The 22,213-nt window shown below is 63.0% G+C and carries 21 protein-coding genes; 12 read left to right on the top strand and 9 right to left on the bottom strand.

Translation table 11 applies throughout. The features are described 5' to 3' along the window. Positions 1-74 precede the first annotated feature (74 nt). The 7 genes from ACVC7O_RS02260 (at position 75) to ACVC7O_RS02230 (ending at position 8,603) form a co-directional block, all read left to right on the top strand. Positions 75-1,643, top strand: a complete 1,569-nt coding sequence (locus ACVC7O_RS02260) for a 2-isopropylmalate synthase (RefSeq protein WP_458324489.1) — start codon at positions 75-77, stop codon at positions 1,641-1,643. Between the two features lie 356 nt (positions 1,644-1,999). Further along, a complete protein-coding gene (locus tag ACVC7O_RS02255) occupies positions 2,000-3,040 on the top strand; it encodes a rod shape-determining protein (RefSeq protein WP_195819615.1) in 1,041 nt (346 codons plus the stop codon). Positions 3,041-3,113: 73 nt separating this feature from the next. After that, positions 3,114-4,016, top strand: a complete 903-nt coding sequence (mreC, locus tag ACVC7O_RS02250; protein WP_458324488.1) for a rod shape-determining protein MreC — start codon at positions 3,114-3,116, stop codon at positions 4,014-4,016. Beyond that, on the top strand, positions 4,013-4,552 hold the full coding sequence (locus tag ACVC7O_RS02245; protein WP_458324487.1) for a rod shape-determining protein MreD: 540 nt from the start codon (positions 4,013-4,015) through the stop codon (positions 4,550-4,552). The genes mreC and ACVC7O_RS02245 overlap by 4 nt, the downstream gene beginning before the upstream one ends. Before the next feature lie 31 nt (positions 4,553-4,583). Further along, positions 4,584-6,527 carry a penicillin-binding protein 2 gene (gene mrdA / locus ACVC7O_RS02240; RefSeq protein WP_458324486.1) on the top strand — a complete coding sequence of 648 codons (1,944 nt, stop codon included), beginning with the start codon at positions 4,584-4,586 and terminating at the stop codon, positions 6,525-6,527. After that, positions 6,524-7,663, top strand: a complete 1,140-nt coding sequence (gene rodA / locus ACVC7O_RS02235; RefSeq protein ID WP_458324485.1) for a rod shape-determining protein RodA — start codon at positions 6,524-6,526, stop codon at positions 7,661-7,663. The genes mrdA and rodA overlap by 4 nt, the downstream gene beginning before the upstream one ends. A gap of 7 nt (positions 7,664-7,670) precedes the next feature. Beyond that, positions 7,671-8,603, top strand: coding sequence for a 2-hydroxyacid dehydrogenase (locus tag ACVC7O_RS02230; RefSeq protein ID WP_458324484.1), 933 nt, complete (start codon positions 7,671-7,673; stop codon positions 8,601-8,603). On the opposite strand, the gene ACVC7O_RS02225 is transcribed toward ACVC7O_RS02230, so the two are convergent. The 6 genes from ACVC7O_RS02225 to ACVC7O_RS02200 form a co-directional block, all read right to left on the bottom strand. Next, on the bottom strand, positions 8,604-10,619 hold the full coding sequence (locus ACVC7O_RS02225) for a M3 family metallopeptidase (protein WP_458324483.1): 2,016 nt from the start codon (positions 10,617-10,619) through the stop codon (positions 8,604-8,606). A 63-nt stretch (positions 10,620-10,682) separates the two neighbouring features. Continuing rightward, positions 10,683-11,738, bottom strand: coding sequence for a HesA/MoeB/ThiF family protein (locus ACVC7O_RS02220; RefSeq protein ID WP_458324482.1), 1,056 nt, complete (start codon positions 11,736-11,738; stop codon positions 10,683-10,685). Then, the gene (gene dut / locus ACVC7O_RS02215) at positions 11,738-12,208 is read right to left on the bottom strand and encodes a dUTP diphosphatase (protein ID WP_458324481.1); all 471 of its coding nucleotides are present in this window, start codon (positions 12,206-12,208) and stop codon (positions 11,738-11,740) included. The genes ACVC7O_RS02220 and dut overlap by 1 nt, the downstream gene beginning before the upstream one ends. Positions 12,209-12,212: 4 nt before the next feature. Beyond that, a complete protein-coding gene (coaBC, locus tag ACVC7O_RS02210; protein ID WP_458324480.1) occupies positions 12,213-13,406 on the bottom strand; it encodes a bifunctional phosphopantothenoylcysteine decarboxylase/phosphopantothenate--cysteine ligase CoaBC in 1,194 nt (397 codons plus the stop codon). A gap of 70 nt (positions 13,407-13,476) precedes the next feature. Continuing rightward, positions 13,477-14,214 carry a ChaN family lipoprotein gene (locus ACVC7O_RS02205; RefSeq protein ID WP_458324479.1) on the bottom strand — a complete coding sequence of 246 codons (738 nt, stop codon included), beginning with the start codon at positions 14,212-14,214 and terminating at the stop codon, positions 13,477-13,479. 74 nt (positions 14,215-14,288) lie between these two features. Continuing rightward, the gene (locus ACVC7O_RS02200) at positions 14,289-15,167 is read right to left on the bottom strand and encodes an RNA polymerase factor sigma-32 (protein ID WP_458324478.1); all 879 of its coding nucleotides are present in this window, start codon (positions 15,165-15,167) and stop codon (positions 14,289-14,291) included. A 97-nt stretch (positions 15,168-15,264) separates the two neighbouring features. On the opposite strand from ACVC7O_RS02200, the gene cobU reads away from it, so the two are divergent. Genes cobU through ACVC7O_RS02180 form a run of 4 tightly spaced genes read left to right on the top strand, consistent with a single transcriptional unit; the run spans position 15,265 to position 18,694 of the window. Continuing rightward, positions 15,265-15,786: a bifunctional adenosylcobinamide kinase/adenosylcobinamide-phosphate guanylyltransferase gene (cobU, locus tag ACVC7O_RS02195; RefSeq protein WP_458324477.1), complete on the top strand. Its 522-nt coding sequence runs from the start codon at positions 15,265-15,267 to the stop codon at positions 15,784-15,786. Continuing rightward, entirely contained in the window at positions 15,783-16,364 is a 582-nt protein-coding gene (locus tag ACVC7O_RS02190) for a histidine phosphatase family protein (protein WP_458324476.1), read from the top strand. Before cobU ends, ACVC7O_RS02190 begins: the two co-directional genes overlap by 4 nt. Positions 16,365-16,424: 60 nt before the next feature. Further along, positions 16,425-17,123 carry a glutathione S-transferase gene (locus ACVC7O_RS02185; protein ID WP_458324475.1) on the top strand — a complete coding sequence of 233 codons (699 nt, stop codon included), beginning with the start codon at positions 16,425-16,427 and terminating at the stop codon, positions 17,121-17,123. Positions 17,124-17,179: 56 nt separating this feature from the next. Further along, positions 17,180-18,694 carry a YifB family Mg chelatase-like AAA ATPase gene (locus ACVC7O_RS02180; RefSeq protein ID WP_458324474.1) on the top strand — a complete coding sequence of 505 codons (1,515 nt, stop codon included), beginning with the start codon at positions 17,180-17,182 and terminating at the stop codon, positions 18,692-18,694. Here ACVC7O_RS02180 and gshB read toward each other — a convergent pair. The 3 genes from gshB to rsmI all read right to left on the bottom strand — a co-directional run bounded on the left by gshB (position 18,691) and on the right by rsmI (position 20,941). Next, the gene (gene gshB, locus ACVC7O_RS02175) at positions 18,691-19,626 is read right to left on the bottom strand and encodes a glutathione synthase (protein WP_458324473.1); all 936 of its coding nucleotides are present in this window, start codon (positions 19,624-19,626) and stop codon (positions 18,691-18,693) included. The two genes, ACVC7O_RS02180 and gshB, sit on opposite strands and share 4 nt — an antisense overlap. A gap of 73 nt (positions 19,627-19,699) precedes the next feature. Continuing rightward, positions 19,700-20,080, bottom strand: coding sequence for a YraN family protein (locus ACVC7O_RS02170; RefSeq protein WP_458324472.1), 381 nt, complete (start codon positions 20,078-20,080; stop codon positions 19,700-19,702). Positions 20,081-20,083: 3 nt separating this feature from the next. After that, positions 20,084-20,941 carry a 16S rRNA (cytidine(1402)-2'-O)-methyltransferase gene (rsmI, locus tag ACVC7O_RS02165; RefSeq protein WP_458324471.1) on the bottom strand — a complete coding sequence of 286 codons (858 nt, stop codon included), beginning with the start codon at positions 20,939-20,941 and terminating at the stop codon, positions 20,084-20,086. Positions 20,942-21,023: 82 nt separating this feature from the next. Here rsmI and ACVC7O_RS02160 point away from each other — a divergent pair, with 82 nt between their 5' ends. Then, the gene (locus tag ACVC7O_RS02160) at positions 21,024-22,205 is read left to right on the top strand and encodes a penicillin-binding protein activator (protein WP_458324470.1); all 1,182 of its coding nucleotides are present in this window, start codon (positions 21,024-21,026) and stop codon (positions 22,203-22,205) included. The last annotated feature ends 8 nt before the right edge of the window (positions 22,206-22,213 follow it).

Raw genomic sequence — 22,213 nt, 5'->3', positions numbered from 1 at the left:
GCCCTTCGGCGCGCCCGCTCAGAGGGACCCGTGCCGCGCGCCAAGGACAACAGCAGACATCGAAAGAACCAGACATGACAGACAAAGCGAAACAGGACCGCGTCCTGATTTTTGACACCACCTTGCGCGACGGCGAGCAGAGCCCGGGCGCAACCATGACCCACGCCGAAAAGCTCGAGATCGCGGGGCTGCTCGACGAGATGGGCGTCGACATCATCGAAGCCGGCTTCCCGATCGCCTCCGAAGGTGACTTCGCCGCGGTGAGCGAGATCGCGCGGCAGACCCAGAACTCTGTGATCTGTGGGCTGGCGCGCGCCCAGATCGGCGACATCGACCGCTGCTGGGAAGCGGTGCAACACGCGAAAGCCCCGCGGATTCATACGTTTATCGGCACGTCCCCCTTGCATCGCGCGATCCCGAACCTCGACAAGGACCAGATGGCGGAGCGGATCGAACAGACGGTCACCCATGCCCGCAACCTCTGCGACAACGTGCAGTGGTCGCCTATGGATGCGACGCGCACGGAGGAGGATTACCTCTGCCGGGTCGTTGAAATCGCCATCAAATGCGGCGCCACGACGATCAACATCCCCGATACGGTGGGCTACACCGCGCCCCGCGAGTCGGCGGAGCTGATTGCGATGCTGATCAACCGCGTGCCAGGCGCCGACGAGATCACCTTTGCCACCCATTGCCACAACGATCTGGGCATGGCGACGGCCAACAGCCTCGCCGCCGTCGAAGCCGGTGCGCGTCAAATCGAGTGTACAATCAATGGCTTGGGCGAGCGTGCAGGCAACACCGCGCTGGAAGAGGTCGTCATGGCGCTGAAGGTGCGCAATGACATCATGCCCTTCCAGACCGGTATCGATGCGACCAAGATCATGAACATCTCGCGCCGGGTCGCGACGGTCTCGGGCTTCCCCGTGCAGTTCAACAAAGCCATCGTGGGCAAAAACGCCTTCGCGCATGAAAGCGGCATCCACCAGGACGGGATGCTCAAGAACGCCGAAACTTTTGAGATCATGCGCCCCGAGGATGTGGGCCTGTCCGAGACCAACTTGGTCATGGGCAAGCATTCGGGCCGCGCGGCCTTGCGGTCGAAACTGGAAGACCTCGGGTTCGAGCTGGGCGACAACCAGCTCAAGGACGTCTTCGTGCGCTTCAAAGAACTGGCCGACCGCAAGAAGGAAATCTACGACGACGATCTCATCGCGCTGATGCGCACCTCGACCGATCCCGAGAATGACCGGCTGCAGCTCAAGTCGCTCAAGGTCGTCTGCGGCACCGATGGCCCGCAACAGGCTGATCTTGTGATGGAAATCGACGGCGAGGAGAAATCCACCACGCAGACGGGCGATGGCCCCGTCGATGCCTCCTTCAACGCGATCAAGGCGCTGGTGCCGCACACCGCGCGGCTGCAGCTTTATCAGGTGCACGCCGTGACCGAGGGCACCGACGCGCAGGCCACGGTCTCGGTGCGAATGGAAGAAGACGGGCGCATCGTGACCGGCCAGTCGGCCAACACCGACACGGTGGTCGCATCAGCGCTGGCCTATATCCACGCCCTGAACCGTCTGCTGGTGCGGCGCGAGAAGAGCGGTTCAGACAAGCGCGAGATCAGCTACAAGGATGTGAGCTGACCAACGCGGCTCCGGAGCGTCTCGGTGATGTCGGGACGCTCCGGAACGGCGCCAGAACGGCAGACGCAAAAATGGCTTCTGGACCGGCCCAAAACGCCGTTTTCCGTCTCTGGGCAAGATCGCCTTATAGGTGTATTCGTCCGGAGACCACGGCGGTTCTGCGGCGCTATCGCGGCGGTTTTGTGGCACATTGCGAGAATGGTGTTGTGCAAGGCACACCTCATTGTCAAAAGCAATACGTCGCCCGCATCATCGTTAACGCCCCTTTCACCCTTTAGCGCCTAAGCCTATAAGGGAGGAAAGCCCGCCTTTCTGAAAGCGCGGGCCAAGAAAATTTCGGGCAAGGTATCAACAGAATGTTTGACAAAATTCGCGGGCTGTTTTCATCCGACATGGCCATCGATCTCGGCACCGCCAACACGCTGGTTTACGTCAAGGGGCGCGGCGTGATCCTGTCCGAGCCTTCGGTGGTCGCCTACCACGTGAAGGACGGGGTAAAGAAGGTGCTCGCGGTGGGCGAAGATGCCAAGCTGATGCTGGGCCGCACCCCCGGCAGCATCGAGGCGATCCGGCCCATGCGCGAAGGGGTGATCGCCGATTTCGACACCGCCGAAGAGATGATCAAACATTTCATTCGCAAGGTGCACAAGCGCTCGACCTTCTCGAAGCCCAAAATCATCGTCTGTGTGCCACACGGCGCGACACCAGTTGAAAAACGCGCGATCCGCCAGTCGGTGCTGAGCGCGGGCGCCCGTCGCGCAGGTCTGATCGCTGAACCAATTGCGGCTGCCATCGGGGCTGGCATGCCGATCACCGACCCGACGGGCAACATGGTCGTCGACATAGGCGGTGGCACCACCGAGGTGGCGGTTCTGAGCCTTGGCGACATCGTCTATGCTCGCTCCGTGCGCGTCGGCGGCGACCGCATGGACGAGGCGATCATCAGCTACCTGCGCCGCCAGCAAAACCTGCTGGTGGGTGAGACCACGGCGGAGCGCGTCAAAACCTCCATCGGCACCGCGCGGATGCCGGATGATGGGCGCGGCACGTCTATGCAGATCCGCGGGCGCGACCTGCTGAACGGGGTGCCCAAAGAGATCGAAGTCACCCAGGCACAGATTGCCGAAGCGCTGGCCGAGCCTGTACAACAGATTTGCGAAGCGGTGATGACCGCGCTCGAGACCACACCGCCGGATCTCGCCGCCGACATCGTTGATCGGGGCGTGATGCTCACCGGCGGCGGAGCGCTGCTAGGCGATCTGGACCTTGCCCTGCGCGAACAGACGGGCCTCGCGGTGTCTATCGCAGACGAGTCGCTCAACTGTGTGGCACTCGGCACCGGTAAGGCACTGGAATACGAGAAACAACTGCGCCACGCCATCGACTACGACAGCTAAGCGCACCCGACCATAACTCCCCGCTCAGTGGCAGGTCTGCCCTGCCTGTGACGGGGCAGGAGACCGCCGAGATATGGCCAAGGACCGACCAAGCAGCAGCGAATACACCGGCCCGGTACGCCGGCTGTTGCTGAGCGTGATCGTCCTGTGCCTCTTTGCCGTGTTCCTTGTCTGGCGGATCGACAGCCCGCGGGTCGAGCGGTTCCGCGCGCAGGTGACGGACAAGTTCGTGCCCAGCCTCGACTGGGCGATGGCGCCGGTCACCGGCACGATCAACCTGCTGAAGAACTTCCAGAGCTATCAACGGCTTGCCGAGCAAAACAGCGAGTTGCGCTCGGAGCTGCGCCGCATGCAGGCGTGGAAGGAAGCCGCGCTGCAGCTGGAACAGGAAAACGCACGGCTGCTTGATCTGAACAAGGTCCGGCTCGATCCACGGCTGACCTATATCACCGGTGTCGTGCTCGCCGACAGTGGCTCGCCGTTCCGGCAATCCGTTCTGCTGAATGTCGGCGCGCGCGATGGTGTGGTCGATGGCTGGGCCACCATGGACGGGATCGGCGTCGTCGGGCGGATTTCGGGCGTAGGCGAGAACACCGCGCGGGTCATCCTGCTCACCGATGCCTCTAGCCGCATTCCCGCCGTGATCCAGCCCTCGGGCCAGCGTGTCATCGTAGCGGGCGACAACTCCTCTGCCCCGCCCATCGAGTTTCTGGAAGACAGCGATCAGGTGCGTCCGGGCGACCGTGTGATCAGCTCTGGCGACGGCGGTGTGTTCCCTCCGGGGCTGCTGATCGGCCAGGTCGCCCTCGACCCCGGCGGCAAGCTGCGCGTGCGCCTCTCGGCAGACTATCAGCGGCTCGAATTCCTGCGCGTGTTGCGCCACCACGGCACACAGCCGGTGTCTGACACCCCCGAGATCATTGGCCCCCAGCTACCACAACAACCCGTCATCGCGCGGGAGGAGCTCAGCCAATGAGCGAGTTGCCGCAAACGCGCCTCTGGACGATGCGGATCGGGTTCGCCCTGCTGGTCTGCGTGATCCTCTTCTTCCACCTGCTGCCGCTCGAAACCACGCCGCGCCGCTGGGTGGGGCCCGACCTTCTGCTGGCCTTTGCCTGCGCCTGGTCTATGCGCCGCCCGGAGTATGTTCCGATGCTGGCCCTGGCCCTGCTGTTTCTGCTGGCCGATCTTCTGTTGCAACGGCCTCCTGGGCTCTGGGCCATGGTCGCGCTCATCGGCTGCGAGAGCCTGAAGCGTCGGGCTCGCGGCTTGCGTGACACGGGCTTTGCCAGCGAATGGCTGCGCGTGTGCATCGTGATCGCCGGAATTGCGCTGCTGTACCGCCTGATCCTGATCATCACCCTGGTCGATTTGCCACCCTTCGGCTTGACGGTCTTCGAAGCGGTCATGACAATGCTGTTCTATCCGCTGGTTGTGGCCACCACGCACGGCCTCATGGGCGTCCGCAAGGCCGCCCCTGGTGATCTGGATGGCGCGGGGGCAAGGCTATGACGCAGATCGCATGTAGAATCGGAGCACCGGCATGAAGAAGACACGCGCCGAGAGCGATTTCAGCCATCGCCGCATTTCCCGGCGCGCTGCTCTGCTGGGGGGTGCGCAACTTCTTTTCATCGGCGGGCTCGCTGCGCGCATGCGGTTTCTGCAGGTCGAGCAGGCCGATCAGTTCCGTCTGCTCGCCGAAGAAAACCGCATCAACGTCCGGCTCATCCCGCCGTCGCGCGGCGAGGTCTTTGACCGCAACGGCATGCGGCTCGCCCAGAATGCCCCATCCTACCGGATCGTCATCGTGCGCGAGGATGCGGGCGACACCGATGCTGTGCTGGACCGCCTCAGCCGGATCATTCCCCTCGAACCCGAGGACATCACCCGCACCAAGGAAGAACTGGCGCGGTCGCCCTCCTTCCTGCCCGTGACCATCGCCGAGGACGTTCGGTGGGAAGATATCAGCCGCGTGTCCGTGAACGCACCCGCCCTGCCCGGTGTGACGCCAGAGGTCGGCCTCAGCCGTGTCTACCCGCAAGGCTCCGATTTTGCGCATGTTCTCGGCTATGTTGGTCCGGTGTCGGATTATGATCTGGAAAAGATCGCAGACCCGGAACCGGTCCTGCGCATCCCCCGGTTCCAGATCGGCAAGGTCGGAGTTGAGACCAAGCTTGAGCCGGTGTTGCGCGGCAAGGCTGGCGCCAAACGGGTGGAGGTGAACGCAGCGGGCCGGGTGATGCGCGAGCTTGACCGTCGCGAAGGCATTCCGGGCTCCGATATCCAGCTCACCATCGACGCCAAGCTGCAGGGCTATGTGCAGGCGCGGCTCGACCAGGAGAGCGCCAGCGCGGTTGTTCTGGACTGCGACACCGGTGATGTGGTCGCCTGCGCCTCGGCGCCGACCTTCGATCCGAACCTGTTTGTCCGCGGCATTTCGGTCAAGGACTACAGCACACTCACGAACAACAAGTACCGGCCGCTGGCGAGCAAGACCGTACAGGGCCTCTACCCGCCCGGATCAACCTTCAAGATGATCACGGCGATGGCCGCGCTGGAGGCCGGGCTGATTGGGCCCAATGAAACCGTCTATTGCCCGGGGCATCTCGAGGTCTCCGGGCGGCGGTTCCATTGCTGGAAGCGCGGCGGGCATGGCTGGGTCGACCTGGAGACGTCGCTCAAGCGCTCTTGCGATGTGTATTACTACGATCTCGCGATCAAGGTCGGGATCGAAAAGGTCTCAGAGATGGCCAAGCGCTTCGGACTTGGCATCAAGCACGATGTGCCGATGTCCGCCGTGGCCCAAGGGCTGGCGCCCAACATGGAGTGGAAACAGCAGACCTACGGCCAGAGCTGGCGGGTGGGGGACACGGTGAACGTCTCCATCGGTCAGGGCTTCATGCTGGCCTCACCGATGCAACTTGCGGTGATGACCGCGCGGCTTGCCACCGGGCGAGCGGTCGAGCCGCGACTGATCAAATCCATCGATGGCGTCGAACAGCCCTCACGGGGCGGCGAAAGCCTTGGCATGAACGAAAACAATCTGCGCAAGATGCGCCGCGCGATGGATGTCACGGTGAACGACCGGCGCGGCACAGCCTATGGCTCGCGGATCATCGAGGATGAGATGCGCATGGCGGGCAAGACCGGCACCAGCCAGGTCCGCAACATTACCGCAGCCGAGCGGCGCGCAGGCGTGATCCGCAACGAGGACCTGCCGTGGGAGCGGCGCGACCACGCGCTCTTCGTGAACTTCGCACCAATCAGCGCGCCGAAATACGCGGTTTCGGTTGTCGTCGAACACGGCGGCGGCGGCTCGAAGGCGGCGGCACCGATCGCGCGGGACATCACGTTACAGGCGCTTTATGGCGGGCAGCCACCGCTTGAGGCCTACCCCACCAAGGATCGCGAGCGCATCGAAGAACAGCAGGAGCGGCTGCGCGGGATGCAACCCCAGGCCTCCTTTGTCGGGCGCGACCAGGCATGAGCTATCTCGAGTATCAGGTCAAAACCGCCCCGACCGGTTTTCGCAAAATCCTGCATCTGAACTGGCCAGTTGCGATCCTGCTGGCATCGGTCTCGGGCGTCGGCTTCCTGATGCTCTACTCGGTCGCAGGCGGATCGTTCAACCCGTGGGCCGAGCCGCAGATGAAACGTTTTGCCGTCGGTTTCGTGCTGATGATCGGCGTCGCCATGGTGCCCATCTGGTTCTGGCGGTCGCTCGCTGGCATCGGGTATCTGGTCACCATTGCCTTGCTGGTGGCGGTGGAGCTTTTCGGCACTGTCGGGATGGGCGCGCAGCGTTGGATCGACCTTGGCTTCATGCGTCTGCAACCCTCCGAGTTGATGAAAATCACCCTCGTGATGTTCCTGGCCGCTTACTACGACTGGTTGCCCGCCAAGCGCACGTCACACCCGTTCTGGGTGCTGCTGCCTCTGATCGCCATCATGATCCCAACCCTTCTTGTCCTGAAACAGCCCGATCTTGGCACGTCGATCCTGTTGCTTGCGGCGGGTGGCGGGCTGATGTTTCTGGCGGGTGTTCACTGGGCCTATTTCGCCGCCGTTCTCGCCAGTGCGATTGGTCTAGTGACCGCCGTTTTCAGATCCCGCGGGACGGAATGGCAGTTGATCAAAGACTACCAATTCCGCCGTATCGACACGTTCCTCGACCCGAGCACGGACCCGTTGGGCGCGGGCTACCACATTACCCAATCAAAGATCGCTCTGGGGTCCGGCGGGTGGACGGGGCGCGGGTTCATGCAGGGCACGCAAACGCGGCTCAATTTCCTGCCCGAAAAACATACGGATTTCATCTTCACGACGCTGGCCGAGGAATTCGGTTTCCTGGGCAGCATCTCCCTACTCGGGCTCTACGCGTTGATCATCCTCTTCTGCATCTGGTCGGCGCTGATCAACAAGGACAGGTTCTCGTCGCTACTGATCCTCGGGATCGCGCTGAACTTCTTCCTGTTTTTCGCCGTAAACATGTCGATGGTCATGGGCCTCGCGCCTGTCGTCGGCGTGCCGCTGCCGCTGGTCAGCTTCGGGGGCTCGGCGATGCTGGTTCTGATGCTGGCGTTCGGCCTCATGCAAAGCGCACATGTGCACCGACTGAGATAGAACGCCCGTGACACTAAACGTCCTCTTCGCTGCCCGCCCTGATCGCTGGACCACCTATGACGCACCTCTCAATGCGGCGTTTGTCGAGCTTGGACTGGATGCGCATTTGGCGCAGGATATCCCGCCCGAGGAGGTCGATTACATCGTCTACGCGCCGAATTCACCGCTTCAGGATTTCACACCTTTCACGCGCACCAAGGCGGTCCTGAACCTCTGGGCGGGCGTCGAGACGATTGTCGACAACCCCACCTTGACCCAACCGCTGGCGCGCATGGTGGACCCGGGCATGACCACATCGATGACCGAATGGGTCACGGGCCACGTGATGCGCTACCATCTCGGGATGGATCGGCACATCCACAACCCCGACCGGCGCTGGCAACCGCATACACCGCCGCTGGCCGCCGAACGACAGGTCACGATCCTTGGCATGGGCGAGTTGGGCACTGCTACGGCCGAGGTGCTTAAATCCCTCGGATTTGCCGTCTCGGGGTGGAGCCGACGTGAAAAACACCTCGCTGGCGTCTCCATGCATCATGGCCCTGAGGGGCTGAGAACAGCGCTGTCAAAGGCCGGGATTGTCGTGCTGCTGCTGCCTGATACGCCTGCAACGGAAAACACGCTGAATGCCGAGACCCTCGCGCATATGCCGACCGGGGCCTTCGTGATCAACCCGGGGCGGGGGCCGCTGATCGACGATGACGCGCTGATTGCCGCGCTCGACAGCGGGCAGCTCGCAGGCGCGACCCTCGATGTGTTTCGCGTCGAACCGTTGCCACAGGACCATCCGTTCTGGGCGCATCCGAAGGTCACGGTCACCCCGCATGTCGCTGCCGAGACGCGCCCGACGACCGCATCCCGGGTCATCGCCGAGAACATCAGGCGCGGCGAAGCGGGTGAGCCTTTCCTGCATCTGGTCGACCGCAAGAGCGGCTATTGATCACTCCGCGGCGAGGCCACGACCCTTCAACAGCGCCTCGACACCCGGCAGCCTGCCACGGAACTTGGTGTAGAGTTCGGCCGCATCGCGGCTGCCGCCGGTGGAGAGGATGTGCTCTTCCAACGCCGCCGCCCGCTCCGGGTCAAAGGCCCCGCCCGCTTCCTCGAAGGCGGCGAAGGCATCCGCGTCCATGACCTCGGACCACATGTAGCTATAGTAGCCGCTGGAATATCCGTCGCCTGCAAAGACATGTGCGAAATGCGGGGTGGCATGGCGCATCACGATGGCCCCAGGCATACCAATCTCGGCCAGCACCTCGCCCTGCCGGGCCATCGGGTCGCTCGGCGCCGCACCCTCATGGAAATCCAGGTCAACCAGCGCTGAGGCCACGTATTCGACAGTCTGGAAGCCCATGTCATAGGTCGCAGCGGCGAGCACTTTGTCGAGCATCTCCTGCGGCATCGCCTCGCCGGTCTCGGCGTGGGTTGCGAACTCGGCCAGCACCTGCGGCACGTCCAGCCAGTGCTCGTAAAGCTGGCTCGGCAGTTCCACAAAATCGCGCGCCACGGATGTGCCGGAGACACTTTCATAGGTGACATCGGACAGCATCTGGTGCAGCGCGTGGCCGAACTCGTGGAACAAGGTGCGGGCGTCGTCGTAAGACAAGAGCGCAGGGTCACCCTTGGCAAAGTTGCAGACGTTGATCACGACCGGCGTTTGCACCTTCGGAAACTTCGCTTGGGAGCGCATGGCGGAACACCAGGCACCCGAGCGCTTCGAGCCACGCGCGAAGTAGTCGCCGATGAACACCGCCACATGTTCACCGTTGCGCGTCACCTCCCATGCCCGGCAATCGGGATGGTAAAGCGGCACGTCGAGCGGCGCGAAAGACAGATCGAAAAGCCGCGTTGCGCAGGCAAAGGCCGCCTCTATCATCCGCTCCAGTTGGAAGTAGGGCTTCAGCGCGGCCTCATCGAGATCATGCTCTGCCACGCGGCGCTTCTCCGAATAATAGCGCCAGTCCCAGGGCGCCAGCGGGCCGTTGACCCCATCCGCCTGCATCATCTCGGTGAGCACATCAGCATCAGCATTGGCCTGCGCGACCGCGGGCTCCCAGACCGCCATGAGAAGATCGCGCACGGCGCTCGGTGTCTTAGCCATCTCGGTTTCGAGTTTGTAGTCGGCAAAACTGGCATAGCCCAACAGCTTGGCGCGCTCTTCCCGCAAGCCGAGGATTTCGGTCGCGATAGCGCGATTGTCCGTGGCCCCACCGTTTGCACCGCGCGCGGCCCAGGCCTTGAACGCGATCTCGCGCAGATCGCGCCGAGGCGAGAACTGCAGGAAAGGCACGATCAACGACCTCGAGAGTGTGACGACCGGGCCATCCGCCTTCTTTTCCTCACCTGCTGCGCGGGCGGCTGCCACCACGAAATCCGGCAGGCCGTCGAGGTCGTCTTCGGTCAGCGGCAAAAACCAGTCGCGCTCGTCGGCAAGCAGGTTTTGCGTGAACTCGGTGCCGAGGACTGCCAGCCGCTCCTTGATCGCCTTCATGCGCGTGTCATCCGCGCCCTGAAGCGCGGCTCCGGCCCGGACAAAGCTGCGATGGGTGAGCATCAATACGCGCGCCTGCTCATCGCTCAGGTTCTGTTCGTCACGGCGCTCCCAAACCTCGGCGATCCGGCCGAACAGCGCCTTGTTGCTTGAGATCTGCGAGAAATGTGCCGCCAGTTTTGGCGAGAACTCCCGCTGCAGCGCCTCGCGCGCCGGGTTGCTGTCGGCGCCGGCAACGCTGAAGAACACGCTCAAGACCTGGTCGAGCGATTTCCCTGCAGCTTCAAGCGCTTCGACCGTATTGGCAAAGCTCGGCGTCTCTGGCGAGGTCGCTATCGCCTCGATCTCGGCCCGGTGTTCGGCCAGTGCGCTGTCCAGTGCAGGCGCAAAGTCATCGTCGGAAATGGCGTCGAACGGGGCGATCTGGAATGGGGTCGTCCACTCCTGCAACAGCGGATTGGTCATGCGCGTCTCCTTTGACTGACAAGCTAGGTCCCGGTCTCGGGATGAACAAGGCGGTGTTCGGGTTTATGCCGAGCGGCCCGCGCTGCAGATCGGGCAGTCGGCGCGTGGCGCGATCTTGATCGTCCGACTTTCACCGTAAAGCGCGTCATAGATTACCATCTGCCCGCGCAGAACGGTCCCGGCATCTGTGGTCACTTTCAACGCCTCCGTCGCCATCATCGCGCCGATCACGCCGGGCAGCGGGCCAAGAACACCCGCCTCGGCGCAGGTCGGCGCGAGCTCTGGCGCGGGTGCTTCGGGGAAGATGCATTGGTAACAGGGCGCACCGTAGGCAGGGTCAAACACGCTAAGTTGGCCCTCCCACTGGCTGAGTGCGCCCGAGATCAAAGGCTTGCCCTGCGCCACAGCCACACGATTGGCCAGATAACGCGTCTCGAAGTTGTCGGTCCCATCAAGGATCAGATCGTAGTCAGAAAAGAGATCCTCGGCGATCTCCTCGGTCAATCGACGGTGGTAGGGCCGCACGATGACATGAGGGTTCTGCGCGATCATTTCGGCCTGCGCCGAGAAGACCTTGGGCGTCCCGATGGCCTGATCCTTGTGGATCACCTGACGCTGGAGGTTCGCATTCTCGACCGTGTCGTCATCAATCACGCCGATTGTGCCCACCCCGGCAGCGGCGAGGTATTGCAAGGCGGGGGCGCCCAGACCGCCTGCGCCAATCACCAGAACTTTCGCCTCTTTGAGCCGCTTTTGGCCCGCCCCCCCGATTTCGCGCAAAACGATATGGCGGGCGTATCGGTTCAGCTCCGTCTCGCTGAAGCCGGGTTTGCTGATCGGCTCGCGATCAGCCGTCTGTGCGTCATCCGCACGGCTCTGCAGGATCCGCAGCCCGCGGCGATAGCCAAGGATCAGCAGCACGAATCCTCCCAGGATCAGCCAGAGTGCGGGGCTCTCGCCGGTTGCCAGGCGCAGCGCATTGCCATCGGGCAGGGTGACTTGGATGATCAGAACACCGAGATAGAGCGCCCCGATCATGGTCAAGCGTGTCGCGCGCGGCGCGCCCATCAGCGCGCCAATCCCCCAAAGAGCGGCGGCCATGATCAGCACCAAAAGCATCAGCTCGGCCCCGTCGAGCCAAAACCACCAGCACCGCGCGCCGTGTCGGTAAGGTCGTCGCCGAGGACAAACCCGGCCTGCACCACGGGCGCCACAACCAACTGGGCGATCCGCATCCCGTGGGTCACGGTGAAGGGAACCTGCCCCCCATTCAGGACAATGATACCAAGCGGGCCGCGATAGTCGCTGTCGATCGTGCCCGGGCTGTTGACCAGCATGAGCCCGTGCTTGAGCGCCAGCCCGGACCGTGGCCGCACCTGCACCTCATATCCTTCCGGGATCTCCATTTTCAAGCCCGTGGGGATCAGCGCGCGCGCACCGGGCGCAAGCTCCACATCACCGTCTGGCAGATTGGCCCGCACATCTGCACCCGCGGCGCCTGCCGTCTGATAGCTGGGAAATCCGACACTCTGGTCGGCGCCCTCCACCCATGCCAGGGTGATCTCAATCTGCTCGGAGCGCGCGGTCATGAAATCAGCTCAGCGCCTCGGCGACACGCGTCGCAAGACGCTTGGCAACTTCCGTCTTGGTCATCTTTGGCCACGTCTCCGCGCTGGTCCCGTCGATCACAGTCACGGTGTTGTCCGCGCCACCCATCACGCCCGAGGCCTCGGAGACATCGTTGGCGACAATCCAGTCACACCCTTTGCGCGCGCGTTTCGCGGTTGCGTTGTCGAGCACATCATCCGTCTCAGCGGCGAAGCCAACGATGAGCGCCGGCCGACCTGCCTCAAGATGAGAAATATTTTTCAGGATGTCCGGGTTCTCCTCAAACGCAAGCGTTGGCAAACCGTCTTTCGACTTCTTCAGCTTGTGCGCGCTGGCCCCCTGAACGCGCCAATCGGCGACAGCAGCCGCGAAGATCGCAGCGTCCACGGGCAAGGCAGCTTGCACGGCCTCCAGCATCTGGTGCGCCGTCTCGACGGGAACGACGGTCACGCCATCCGGCGGTGGTACCTCTGCGGGGCCGGTGACGAAGATGACCTCGGCCCCGAGCGCCGAAAGCGCACGGGCAATTGCGGTGCCCTGCGCACCGGAAGATCGGTTCGCGATGTAACGCACCGGATCAATCGGTTCATGTGTCGGTCCGGAGGTCACAAGCACGCGTTTGCCCGAAAGAGGCCCACCTGCAAGATGAGCCTCAATCGCGGCGAGGATCTCCATGGGCTCGGCCAAGCGCCCGGGTCCGTATTCTCCGCAGGCCATATCACCGTCATTCGGCCCGACAAAGGCCACACCATCTTCGGCGAGCCGCACCGCATTGCGCTGGGTCGCGGGATGCTCCCACATGCGGACATTCATCGCAGGTGCAATCAGCACCGGTGTATCGGTCGCCAGCAACACCGTGCTCGCCAGATCGTTAGCGACGCCGCTGGTCATTTTCGCCATCAGGTCAGCTGTCGCCGGGGCCACCACGACCAGATCGGCGACGCGGCTGAGCTGAATGTGCCCCATCTCGGCTTCATCCGTGAGATCAAAAAGCTCGCCATAGACCTTCCGGCCAGCGAGGGCCGAGACCGACAGCGGCGTGACAAAAGCCTCACCCGCCTTCGTCAGAATGGGGGTCACCACCGCACCGCGTTCGCGCAGCCGCCGGATCAGATCGAGTGATTTGAAAGCCGCGATCCCCCCGCCGATGATGAGCAAAATATGTTTTCCGGTCAGCATCATGCAGCCCCAGTGGGTGGATATCGCGGCGACCATAGGCCGTCAGCGCAGCAATCGCCAGCCCTGCACCTCAGTTGAATGCGTCGCAGGGATTGCCCCGGTCGACCGCGGGCCCGTCCGCCGTCACATCGAAGGCGCCAGCCGGTGTCTGCCCCTGTTCGCCCTGCCCCAAGGCGAAGATGGTAAGCTCGGGCGCAGCGGTTTGCAGATAGGATGGCGCGCCCCAATCGGCTCTTGCATGCCCGTTGCCGGTGATCACGACGACGGGTCCGCCAGTCTGTTCCACCGCGTCCAGCGCCGCACGGGCAAGCGTGGCATCCCGCAACCGCTGAACGGAGACCATCATGGGCAGCATCTCGTCGGGGAGCGCGTTGCAATGTGCTTCGGCCTGCATCATCTCGCGCCTGGCCTGCTGGTCAGGCGGCAGGGGCTGGTCGAGCCCGAATGCGGCAGCGTCTGCTGCCCCGAAAATCTGGGCGATATCCTCGTCCATCACACCGCGAATCTTGTCCCGCGGGACACCGGCACCATAGATCACGGCCGCTGGTGCTGCGGCAAAAATCGGGTAGTACATCGCGAAATCCGGCCAGCCCGACGCCGCCCAGTCGAGAGCCGCGCCGAGCGCGTCCTCCGAACCGCGCACCTCATCGGTGACCCGTGCCGCCTGCTCCGGGGTCAGCATCTCGAAGACCAGCGCCGAGGGTACGAGCAGACCTGTCCACTCCGCCTGCACTGCATGATGACCCGGATTGTCATGCTGCTCGCCGATGAAAACAACATCGGCATTTTGCGCAGCCTCCGGTGGCACCGCGTCTGCAAAGGCAAAAGAAGCGACCGAAATGGCCGCTCCTACCGAGATAAACCATTTGGACGGTTGCGGTATCACACCAGGAAGTGATGAACTTCGCGAGACTGGCTCTCCAGAGACTTCCGCATCTTGCCAAAAGCAGCGGCCTCCAACTGGCGCACCCGCTCCTTGCTGAGCTTCAGTTCCTGTCCGAGGCTTTCAAGTGTCCGCGGCTGGTCCCGCAGCTTGCGCTCCCGCACGATGAAGCGCTCGCGGTCGTTGAGGTCACTCATGGCCTTCAGCAGCCATTCGCGCAGCTGTTCGGTATCATGAGAGTGTTCAACCGTTTCCGCTGCTTGCGCGCTGTCGTCCTCCAGCGCATCGATCCATTCACGGCCCTCATCATCTGTGGACTGGGTCGCGTTCAAAGAATAGTCGGAACCGGACAGGCGGCCCTCCATCATCTCGACATCATGCAGCGGAACGCCGATCTCGGTGGAAATCATCTGGCGCAGTTGATGGCGGTCCAGAACCTCGCCAGCCGCCGCACTTTCACGTTCAAGTCGGGCCTGCACGCGGCGCATGTTGAAGAAGAGCGACTTCTGAGACGAGGTCGAGCCCGTGCGAACCATCGACCAGTTCCGCATCACGTAGTCCTGAATAGACGCTTTGATCCACCATACCGCGTAGGTCGAAAATCGCACCCCGCGATCCGGGTCGAACTTGTCAGCGGCCTTCATCAGGCCGAGCCCGGCCTCCTGGATGAGGTCGTTCATGGGCGCGCCATAGCGCTTGAACTTTGACGCCATCGAAATGGCGAGCCGCATGTATGCGGTGATCAGCCTGTGCAGAGATTTCTCGCATCGCTCGTCGCGCCACGCGTAGGCCAGCCTAAGCTCGGTTTCCGCGTCCAGCAGCTCCGCTTTCATAGCGGTCCGCGACAGTGACATATCTCTTGCAGTGTCCAAAGCCATAGCGACATCTCCCAGTCAGATGAAGCACACCTTGCCGTGTACAATTGATATAGGTACGCACCATAGCGTCGATTGGTTCACTTCAAAGGTTTATAAAATGTTGCCAAAACTGACCTTCGTGCTAGGAGGCGCCGCCTCGGGAAAGTCAGTCTGGGCCGAAAACTTTTTGTTAAGCAGCCATTTAGACCCTGTTTACCTTGCAACATCCCGGGTCTTTGATGACGAAATAAAAATGCGCGTGGAAACCCATAGATCGCGCAGAAGTGACCGGTGGCTGAATTATGAGGCACAAATCGAACTCAGACCGGTGCTCTCGCGGCTCGAGTCGAGCCAATCTGTCCTGATTGACTGTGCCACGATGTGGCTGACGAATCTGATGATGGACGATCTCGACGTTCAGACCGCGCAAGAAGACTTGCTATCCGCTCTGCGTGACTGCGCAGCACCGGTCATCATCGTCTCGAACGAAGTGGGCCATGGCATTGTGCCGGAAAACGCGCTGGCGCGAAGGTTCCGCGATGCCCAGGGGCGTCTGAACATCGCGCTTGCGGCGCAGGCCGATCTGGCGGTTCAGGTCACGGCAGGGCTGCCGCTGGTGCTGAAGGGTCAGTTGCCATGACCGTCTGGCACTGGGTCCGCCACGGGCCTACTCATGAGAAGACATTTGTTGGATGGCGCGACGTGCCCGCCGATCTCTCGGACACCGCGCAGCTTGCCCGGCTGCGCGCGCATCTGCCACAAACGGCGCTGCTGGTGTCATCAGATCTCATCCGCGCATCCGCGACCGCCGACGCGGTCGAGGGCCCAGATCATCACCGCCTGTCGAACACAAACGCGCTGAGGGAGTTTCATTTCGGCGCCTGGGACGGTTTGCATTTCACCGAAGTGGCCGAGCGGGACCCGGAGCTCAGCCGCGCCTATTGGGAGACGCCTGGCGATGTTGCCCCACCGGACGGCGAAAGCTGGAACACCGCGGCCGCACGCATCAATGCTTTTGTCGACGCGCTCAACATCGCCCATCCAGAGGCCCATATCATCGCCACGGCGCATATCGGTGTGATCCTGACACAAGTGCAACGCGGATTGGGCGTGACGCCCTACGAGGCGCTGTCGCACAAGATCGACAACCTGTCATGCACGCGCATTGTTTGGAGTGGGCCCTCCGCCTCCGTAGATCAGATCAATCACTGCCCGTGATCAACGCCGTCACAAATGATCGTTTGATGCGAGGGCCCACGCAGCGCTAGCGTGCCGCTCATGACATATGATCTCTACATCGGCGACCGGATGTTTTCGAGCTGGTCACTCAGAGGCTGGCTCATGCTTGAGAAATTCGGGCTACCCTATCGGACACACCTTGTCGGGCTCTATAGCGGCACGATGGCGGCCGATCTGACGCCGCTTGCGCCTGCCCGGCTCGTGCCTGTGTTGAAGACGCCGGAGGGTGACATCGTCGGCGAAACGCTTGCGATGGCGGAAACCCTGGCCGAGCGACATCCGGATGCGGGCCTCTGGCCACAATCTGCAGCACTGCGCGCACGTGCGCGGTGGCTCTGCGCCCAGATGGCCAGTGGTTTCACGGCGCTGCGTGACGCCTGCCCGATGCAGTTGCACCATGTCAATCAGGGCTTTGAGGTTTCAGATGCCGTGGCCGCAGACCTTGCGCGCCTCGAAGAAATCTGGACTGCGGCGCGTGCGCTCTCCGGTGCGACGGATGGTTGGCTGATGGGGGCCTATTCGCTGCCAGATGTGTTCTTCGCGCCAGTGGCAGCACGCATCATTGGCTACGACTTGCCAGTGTCCGATCACAGCCGTGCCTATTGCCTGCAAACCATCAACGACCCTGCGTTCATCGCCTGGCGCGCAGAGGCGGTGAAGGTGTCATACGACCCCTTCCCCTATCCGATGGGCTGTCCCACAGCAGATTGGCCAGCAGCGGCACACCAGGACGGTTAACCTTTCATAAACACCCCTCACGTACCGATTAACCATATTGGTCAAGAGGGGGACTTATGGTTGCTGTTGCACATTCCGTTGCGTTCCGCGGGGTCGAGGCCTGTCTGGTCGAGGTCCAATGCTCACTCGCCCCCGGACTTCCGGGCTTCAGCGTCGTAGGCCTGCCTGACAAGGCCGTGTCGGAGGCCAAAGAGCGTGTGCGCGCGGCGCTCTCCTGCATGGCCATCGCGTTCCCGTCTAAAAAAGTAACTATCAACCTGAGCCCGGCGGATCTGCCGAAAGAGGGCAGCCACTTTGACCTGCCGATTGCCGTCTCTCTGCTCGCCGCGCTCGAAATCATCCCGCAGGACATCACCCAATCCGTCGTCGCCCTCGGAGAGCTGTCACTGGACGGCAAGATCATCCCCGTCACGGGTGCTTTGCCCGCCGCCATGACGGCGGCTTCGGAAGGCTATGGCCTGCTTTGTCCCGAAGCCTGCGGCAAGGAGGCCGCCTGGGTCAGCGATGCGCGCGTGATCGCCGCCAAGACGCTGGGCGACGTCGTGCGGCATTTCACGGGGCAGGTGCCCATCGCACAGGCCGAACCGGGCGAGGTCGCGACAACCGCGCCGACGAAGGACCTGTCGGAAGTCAAGGGGCAGGAGCGGGCCAAGCGCGCGCTCGAGATCGCTGCGGCCGGGCGTCACCATCTGCTCTTCGTCGGCACGCCGGGCTCCGGCAAATCCATGCTGGCACAGCGCTTGCCGGGCATCCTGCCACCCATGACCGCCATGGAAGCGCTCGAGACCTCAATGATCCACTCGGTCGCCGGGTTGCTGGACGAAGGTGGCATCACCCGCGACCGCCCGTTTCGCGACCCACACCACACCTCATCCATGGACGCGATGATCGGCGGCGGGCGTCTGGCCAAGCCGGGCGAAGTGTCACTGGCGCACAACGGTGTGCTCTTCATGGATGAGTTCCCCGAGTACCAACGCAATGTACTGGAAACGCTTCGCCAACCCATTGAGACGGGTGAGGTTATGATCTCCCGCGCAAACGCACATGTCAGATATCCCTGCCGGTTCATGCTGGTGGCCGCCGCCAACCCCTGCCGATGCGGTTACCTGCCCGACCCCGAGCGGGCCTGTGCACGGGTTCCGCAATGCGGAGAAGACTATCTGGGCCGCATCTCTGGCCCGCTGATGGATCGGTTCGACCTCAGGGTCGATGTGCCGCCCGTGGCTTACACCGATCTCGACCTTCCGGCGAATGGTGATAGCTCCAGCACCGTCGCCGCGCGCGTGGCGACCGCCCAGGCGGTGCAACAGCGCCGCTTTGCGGAGAGAACAGACTTGCGCTCGAATGCCGATGCCGCAGGCGAGGCCCTGGAGGAAATCGCAAGTCCCGACGCCGAGGGCCGCGAGCTGTTGTTGCGCGCGGCAGAACGGTTCAATCTCTCGGCGCGGGGCTACCATCGGGTGATGCGCGTCGCGCGCACGATTGCCGATCTCGACCACTCTGATGATGTGCGCAAGCCACATATAGCCGAAGCGATCAGCTTTCGCCTGGTCAGCTCGGCAGACGCCTAGGCTCGTCGCGCCTCGATCGCCTCCCAGATCCGGCCTGCGATATTCACGCCGTCAAACCGCTCCAGTTCCTGGATACCGGTCGGCGAGGTCACATTGATCTCGGTGAGATAGTCCCCGATCACGTCGATCCCCACGAAAATCTGCCCCTTCTCTTTCAACAACGGCCCGATGGCCGCGCAGATTTCACGATCGCGGTCGGTCAACCCGATCTTTTCGGGCCGACCGCCCACATGCATGTTGGAGCGGGTCTCACCTTCAGCTGGCACCCGGTTGATCGCACCCACGACCTCGCCATCAACGAGGATCACCCGTTTGTCTCCCTTCGAGACATCGGGCAGGAACTTTTGCACGATCAAAGGCTCGCGGGAGAAGCCGGTGAAGAGCTCATGCAGCGAGGTCAGATTGCGGTCGTTGGCGTCGAGCCGGAACACCCCGGCCCCGCCATTGCCGTAGAGCGGCTTGAGAATGATATCGCCATGCTTTTCCTTGAACGCTTTGATCGTGCTCAGATCTCTCGCGATGCTGGTTGGTGGCGTCAGCTCCGGGAAGTCGAGCACCAGCAGTTTTTCTGGATAGTTCCGGACCCAGAACGGATCATTCACCACCAATGTCCCCGGGGTCAGTCGGTCCAACAGATGTGTCGAGGTGATGTAGTGCATGTCGAACGGCGGGTCCTGCCGCAGCCAGACCACGTCGAAATCCGACAAGTCAACCTCTCGCGCATGACCGAGCTGGGCGTGCGCCCCCTGCACCCTTTGAACACGAAGGTCATGGCCGCGCGCGGTGATCCGGCCTTCCTGGTAGGCGAGGTGATCCGGCGAATAGAAGAACAGCTCATGGCCGCGCGTCTGGGCTTCTTCGGCGAGGCGGAAGGAGCTGTCTGCGTTGATATCCACATCCCCAATGGGATCCATCTGAAAGGCGATCTTCATGGCGGCTCCTCGCGTTGCTCGCCCCTAGATGGCCCAGCACAGGAAAAGGTGCAATGGCTCCGCGGTCAGAAGATTACAGCTCTCCGAAGGCGTTCTCGATGATCTGAACCTGCCCAACACCATCCACCAATGCCACATCGAAGCGCGCCTCGGTCAGAGCACCGCTAGGCTGGGTGCCCAAATAACCCTCGGCTGCCGCATAGATCCGGCGCATCTGGCGCGGGTTCAACCTCTGGGCTGCGCTCTCAAAGGATGCCGCTTTCTTGACCTCGACAAAGACGAGCCCTGCGATATCCCGCACGATCAGATCAATCTCGCCGCCCGCGCCGCGCCACCGGTTTTCGACCACCGAGTAGCCGAGACTGCGGTAATGTCGCGCCACGCTGGATTCCGCAGCGTGCCCGGCCTGAAACGCCAGGTGTCCGCGCAGCGCACGTTCCGCCAGAACCGCCATTTGTCATCCTTTCGCCAAATCCAGCGCCATCTGATAGACCTGACGACGCGGCACATCATGCGCCTTGGCCACCACATCAACCGCATCTCGCATGGTCATGGCCGCCAGCGCCTCTTTAAGATCGTTCTCTAGGGTATCTTGGCTAATAAATCCTGAACGGCTGCGATCGATCAGCACGACGACCTCACCCTTCGTGGCCTGCCCAGCATAGGTGTCCGCCAGCTCGGCGAGCGTCCCGCGCCGGACCTCCTCGAATTTCTTGGTCAGCTCACGACAGACGACGCCCAGACGCTCGGCTCCGAGGACATCGCGCGCATCCGACAGCATCGCAGCCAGCCGCTTGGGAGACTCGTACATGACCAACGTGCCGGCTATCTCGCGCAGGCCTTCAAGCGCAGACCGCCGCGCGGCCTTTGCATTGGGCAGGAAGCCCGCGAAATGGAAGGCGTCAGTCGGCAGCCCCCCCAGAACCAACGCGGTGAGCACCGCGGACGGACCCGGCGCGCAGGTCTGCGGCACACCGGCCTCCGCCGCCGCGCGGCTCAACTCGAACCCCGGATCGGCGATCAGCGGCATGCCCGCCTCTGATGCATAAGCAACCGCCTTGCCGTCCGTGATCTCTGCAAGCAACCGGGCGACGACGCCGCTCTTGCTGTGATCATGCAAAGCGATCAGCGGACGCCCGGCCAGGGGAACGCCGTGGATGTCCATCAAGCGGCGCAGGCTGCGCGTGTCCTCGGCGGCCAAGACATCGGCGGAGGCCAGCACATCGAGCGCGCGCAGCGTGATGTCACGTGCTGTTCCGATGGGCACGCCCACAAAGTAGAGGCCCGCGCTCAGAGCTACCTTTTGGAAATTCAACGCTGGACCCGCCTTTCGTGACGTCTATGATTGCGGCGTGGGCGCGTCTGCGCCTGAATTCTGATCGCTGGAGTATCCGCATATGTTTGCCGTTTTCCCATCCGCCCGCAAGGTGGCGCATCTGATCGCCCTGCCCGTCCTCGCCTTGGTGCTGGCAGCGTGCGACACACTTCCAGGGGCGGGCTTTGGCGGCGGGCCCAGCATCAACACTGGCGATGCGGTGCCGGTTGCACTGCTTGTTCCCAGTGGATCGGGCCAGACAACCGATGAAATTCTCGCACAAAGCCTTGAAAACTCGGCACGTCTTGCGATGCGCGACTTGAACGGCGCCAGCGTGGACCTCCGAGTATATCAGACCGCCGGCGACGCCGGTACCGCAGCGGCGCGCGCACAGCAGGCTGTCGATGAAGGCGCCAAGATCATCCTGGGCCCCGTCTACGCGGCCTCCGCTAACGCAGTAGGCAATGCGGTGGCGGATGATGGCATCACCGTGCTGTCGTTCTCCAACAATGCGGCCATTGCGGGTGGCAACGTCTTCGTGCTCGGCCAGACCTTCCAGAACACTGCGGATCGCATGGTGAGCTATGCCAGAGGGCAGGGCAAATCGCGGTTCGTCATCGTCCATGCGCAGGATTCTGCTGGCAACCAGGGCAGCGCCGCGATCAACAACGCCGTGACCGCGCAAGGCGGCTCGGTCGTTGGCACGGTGAGCTATGCGCTGTCGCAGCAGGACGTCATCGCCTCGATCCCGCAGATCAAGTCGGCGGTCGAAGGCAATGCGGCAGATGCGCTGTTCATGACCACGGACACCGCCAGCGCGCTACCCCTTCTCTCGCAGCTCCTGCCCGAAGCGGGCATCACCTCCGAGACCTCGCAATTCATGGGCCTCACACGGTGGGACATCCCTCCGCAGACGCTGAGCCTTCCGGGTGTGCAGGGTGGCTGGTTCGCCGGCCCCGACCCCGCAGCCTCCGCGACCTTCAGCGCGCAGTACCAGAACGCATACGGCAGCCTGCCCCACCCCATCGGCGGCCTTGCCTTTGACGGGATCGCCGCCATCGGCGCGCTTGTGAGCCAAGGCAATCCCGACGCGCTCACCGGCGCTGCCCTGACGCAAGGGGCGGGCTTCCGCGGCGCCAGCGGTATCTTCCGCCTGCGGCCCGATGGCACAAACGAGCGGGGCCTTGCGGTGGCGACCATCAACGAGTCTCAGGTCACGATCCTGAGCCCCGCGCCCCAGTCCTTTGGCGGTGCGGGCTTCTAAGGCGGGCC

The organism is Roseobacter cerffii (assembly GCF_054226325.1).
This window is presented reverse-complemented; position numbering and strand designations above follow the sequence as displayed.

Bases quoted from the DNA above. Each gene is read 5' to 3' on its own strand.
- ACVC7O_RS02260 (WP_458324489.1), top strand. From the start codon at position 75: ATGACAGACAAAGCGAAACAGGACCGCGTCCTGATTTTTGACACCACC.
- ACVC7O_RS02255 (WP_195819615.1), top strand. From the start codon at position 2,000: ATGTTTGACAAAATTCGCGGGCTGTTTTCATCCGACATGGCCATCGAT.
- mreC (WP_458324488.1), top strand. From the start codon at position 3,114: ATGGCCAAGGACCGACCAAGCAGCAGCGAATACACCGGCCCGGTACGC.
- ACVC7O_RS02245 (WP_458324487.1), top strand. From the start codon at position 4,013: ATGAGCGAGTTGCCGCAAACGCGCCTCTGGACGATGCGGATCGGGTTC.
- mrdA (WP_458324486.1), top strand. From the start codon at position 4,584: ATGAAGAAGACACGCGCCGAGAGCGATTTCAGCCATCGCCGCATTTCC.
- rodA (WP_458324485.1), top strand. From the start codon at position 6,524: ATGAGCTATCTCGAGTATCAGGTCAAAACCGCCCCGACCGGTTTTCGC.
- ACVC7O_RS02225 (WP_458324483.1), bottom strand. From the start codon at position 10,619: ATGACCAATCCGCTGTTGCAGGAGTGGACGACCCCATTCCAGATCGCC.
- ACVC7O_RS02220 (WP_458324482.1), bottom strand. From the start codon at position 11,738: ATGCTTTTGGTGCTGATCATGGCCGCCGCTCTTTGGGGGATTGGCGCG.
- dut (WP_458324481.1), bottom strand. From the start codon at position 12,208: ATGACCGCGCGCTCCGAGCAGATTGAGATCACCCTGGCATGGGTGGAG.
- coaBC (WP_458324480.1), bottom strand. From the start codon at position 13,406: ATGCTGACCGGAAAACATATTTTGCTCATCATCGGCGGGGGGATCGCG.
- ACVC7O_RS02200 (WP_458324478.1), bottom strand. From the start codon at position 15,167: ATGGCTTTGGACACTGCAAGAGATATGTCACTGTCGCGGACCGCTATG.
- cobU (WP_458324477.1), top strand. From the start codon at position 15,265: ATGTTGCCAAAACTGACCTTCGTGCTAGGAGGCGCCGCCTCGGGAAAG.
- ACVC7O_RS02190 (WP_458324476.1), top strand. From the start codon at position 15,783: ATGACCGTCTGGCACTGGGTCCGCCACGGGCCTACTCATGAGAAGACA.
- ACVC7O_RS02185 (WP_458324475.1), top strand. From the start codon at position 16,425: ATGACATATGATCTCTACATCGGCGACCGGATGTTTTCGAGCTGGTCA.
- ACVC7O_RS02180 (WP_458324474.1), top strand. From the start codon at position 17,180: ATGGTTGCTGTTGCACATTCCGTTGCGTTCCGCGGGGTCGAGGCCTGT.
- gshB (WP_458324473.1), bottom strand. From the start codon at position 19,626: ATGAAGATCGCCTTTCAGATGGATCCCATTGGGGATGTGGATATCAAC.
- ACVC7O_RS02170 (WP_458324472.1), bottom strand. From the start codon at position 20,080: ATGGCGGTTCTGGCGGAACGTGCGCTGCGCGGACACCTGGCGTTTCAG.
- ACVC7O_RS02160 (WP_458324470.1), top strand. From the start codon at position 21,024: ATGTTTGCCGTTTTCCCATCCGCCCGCAAGGTGGCGCATCTGATCGCC.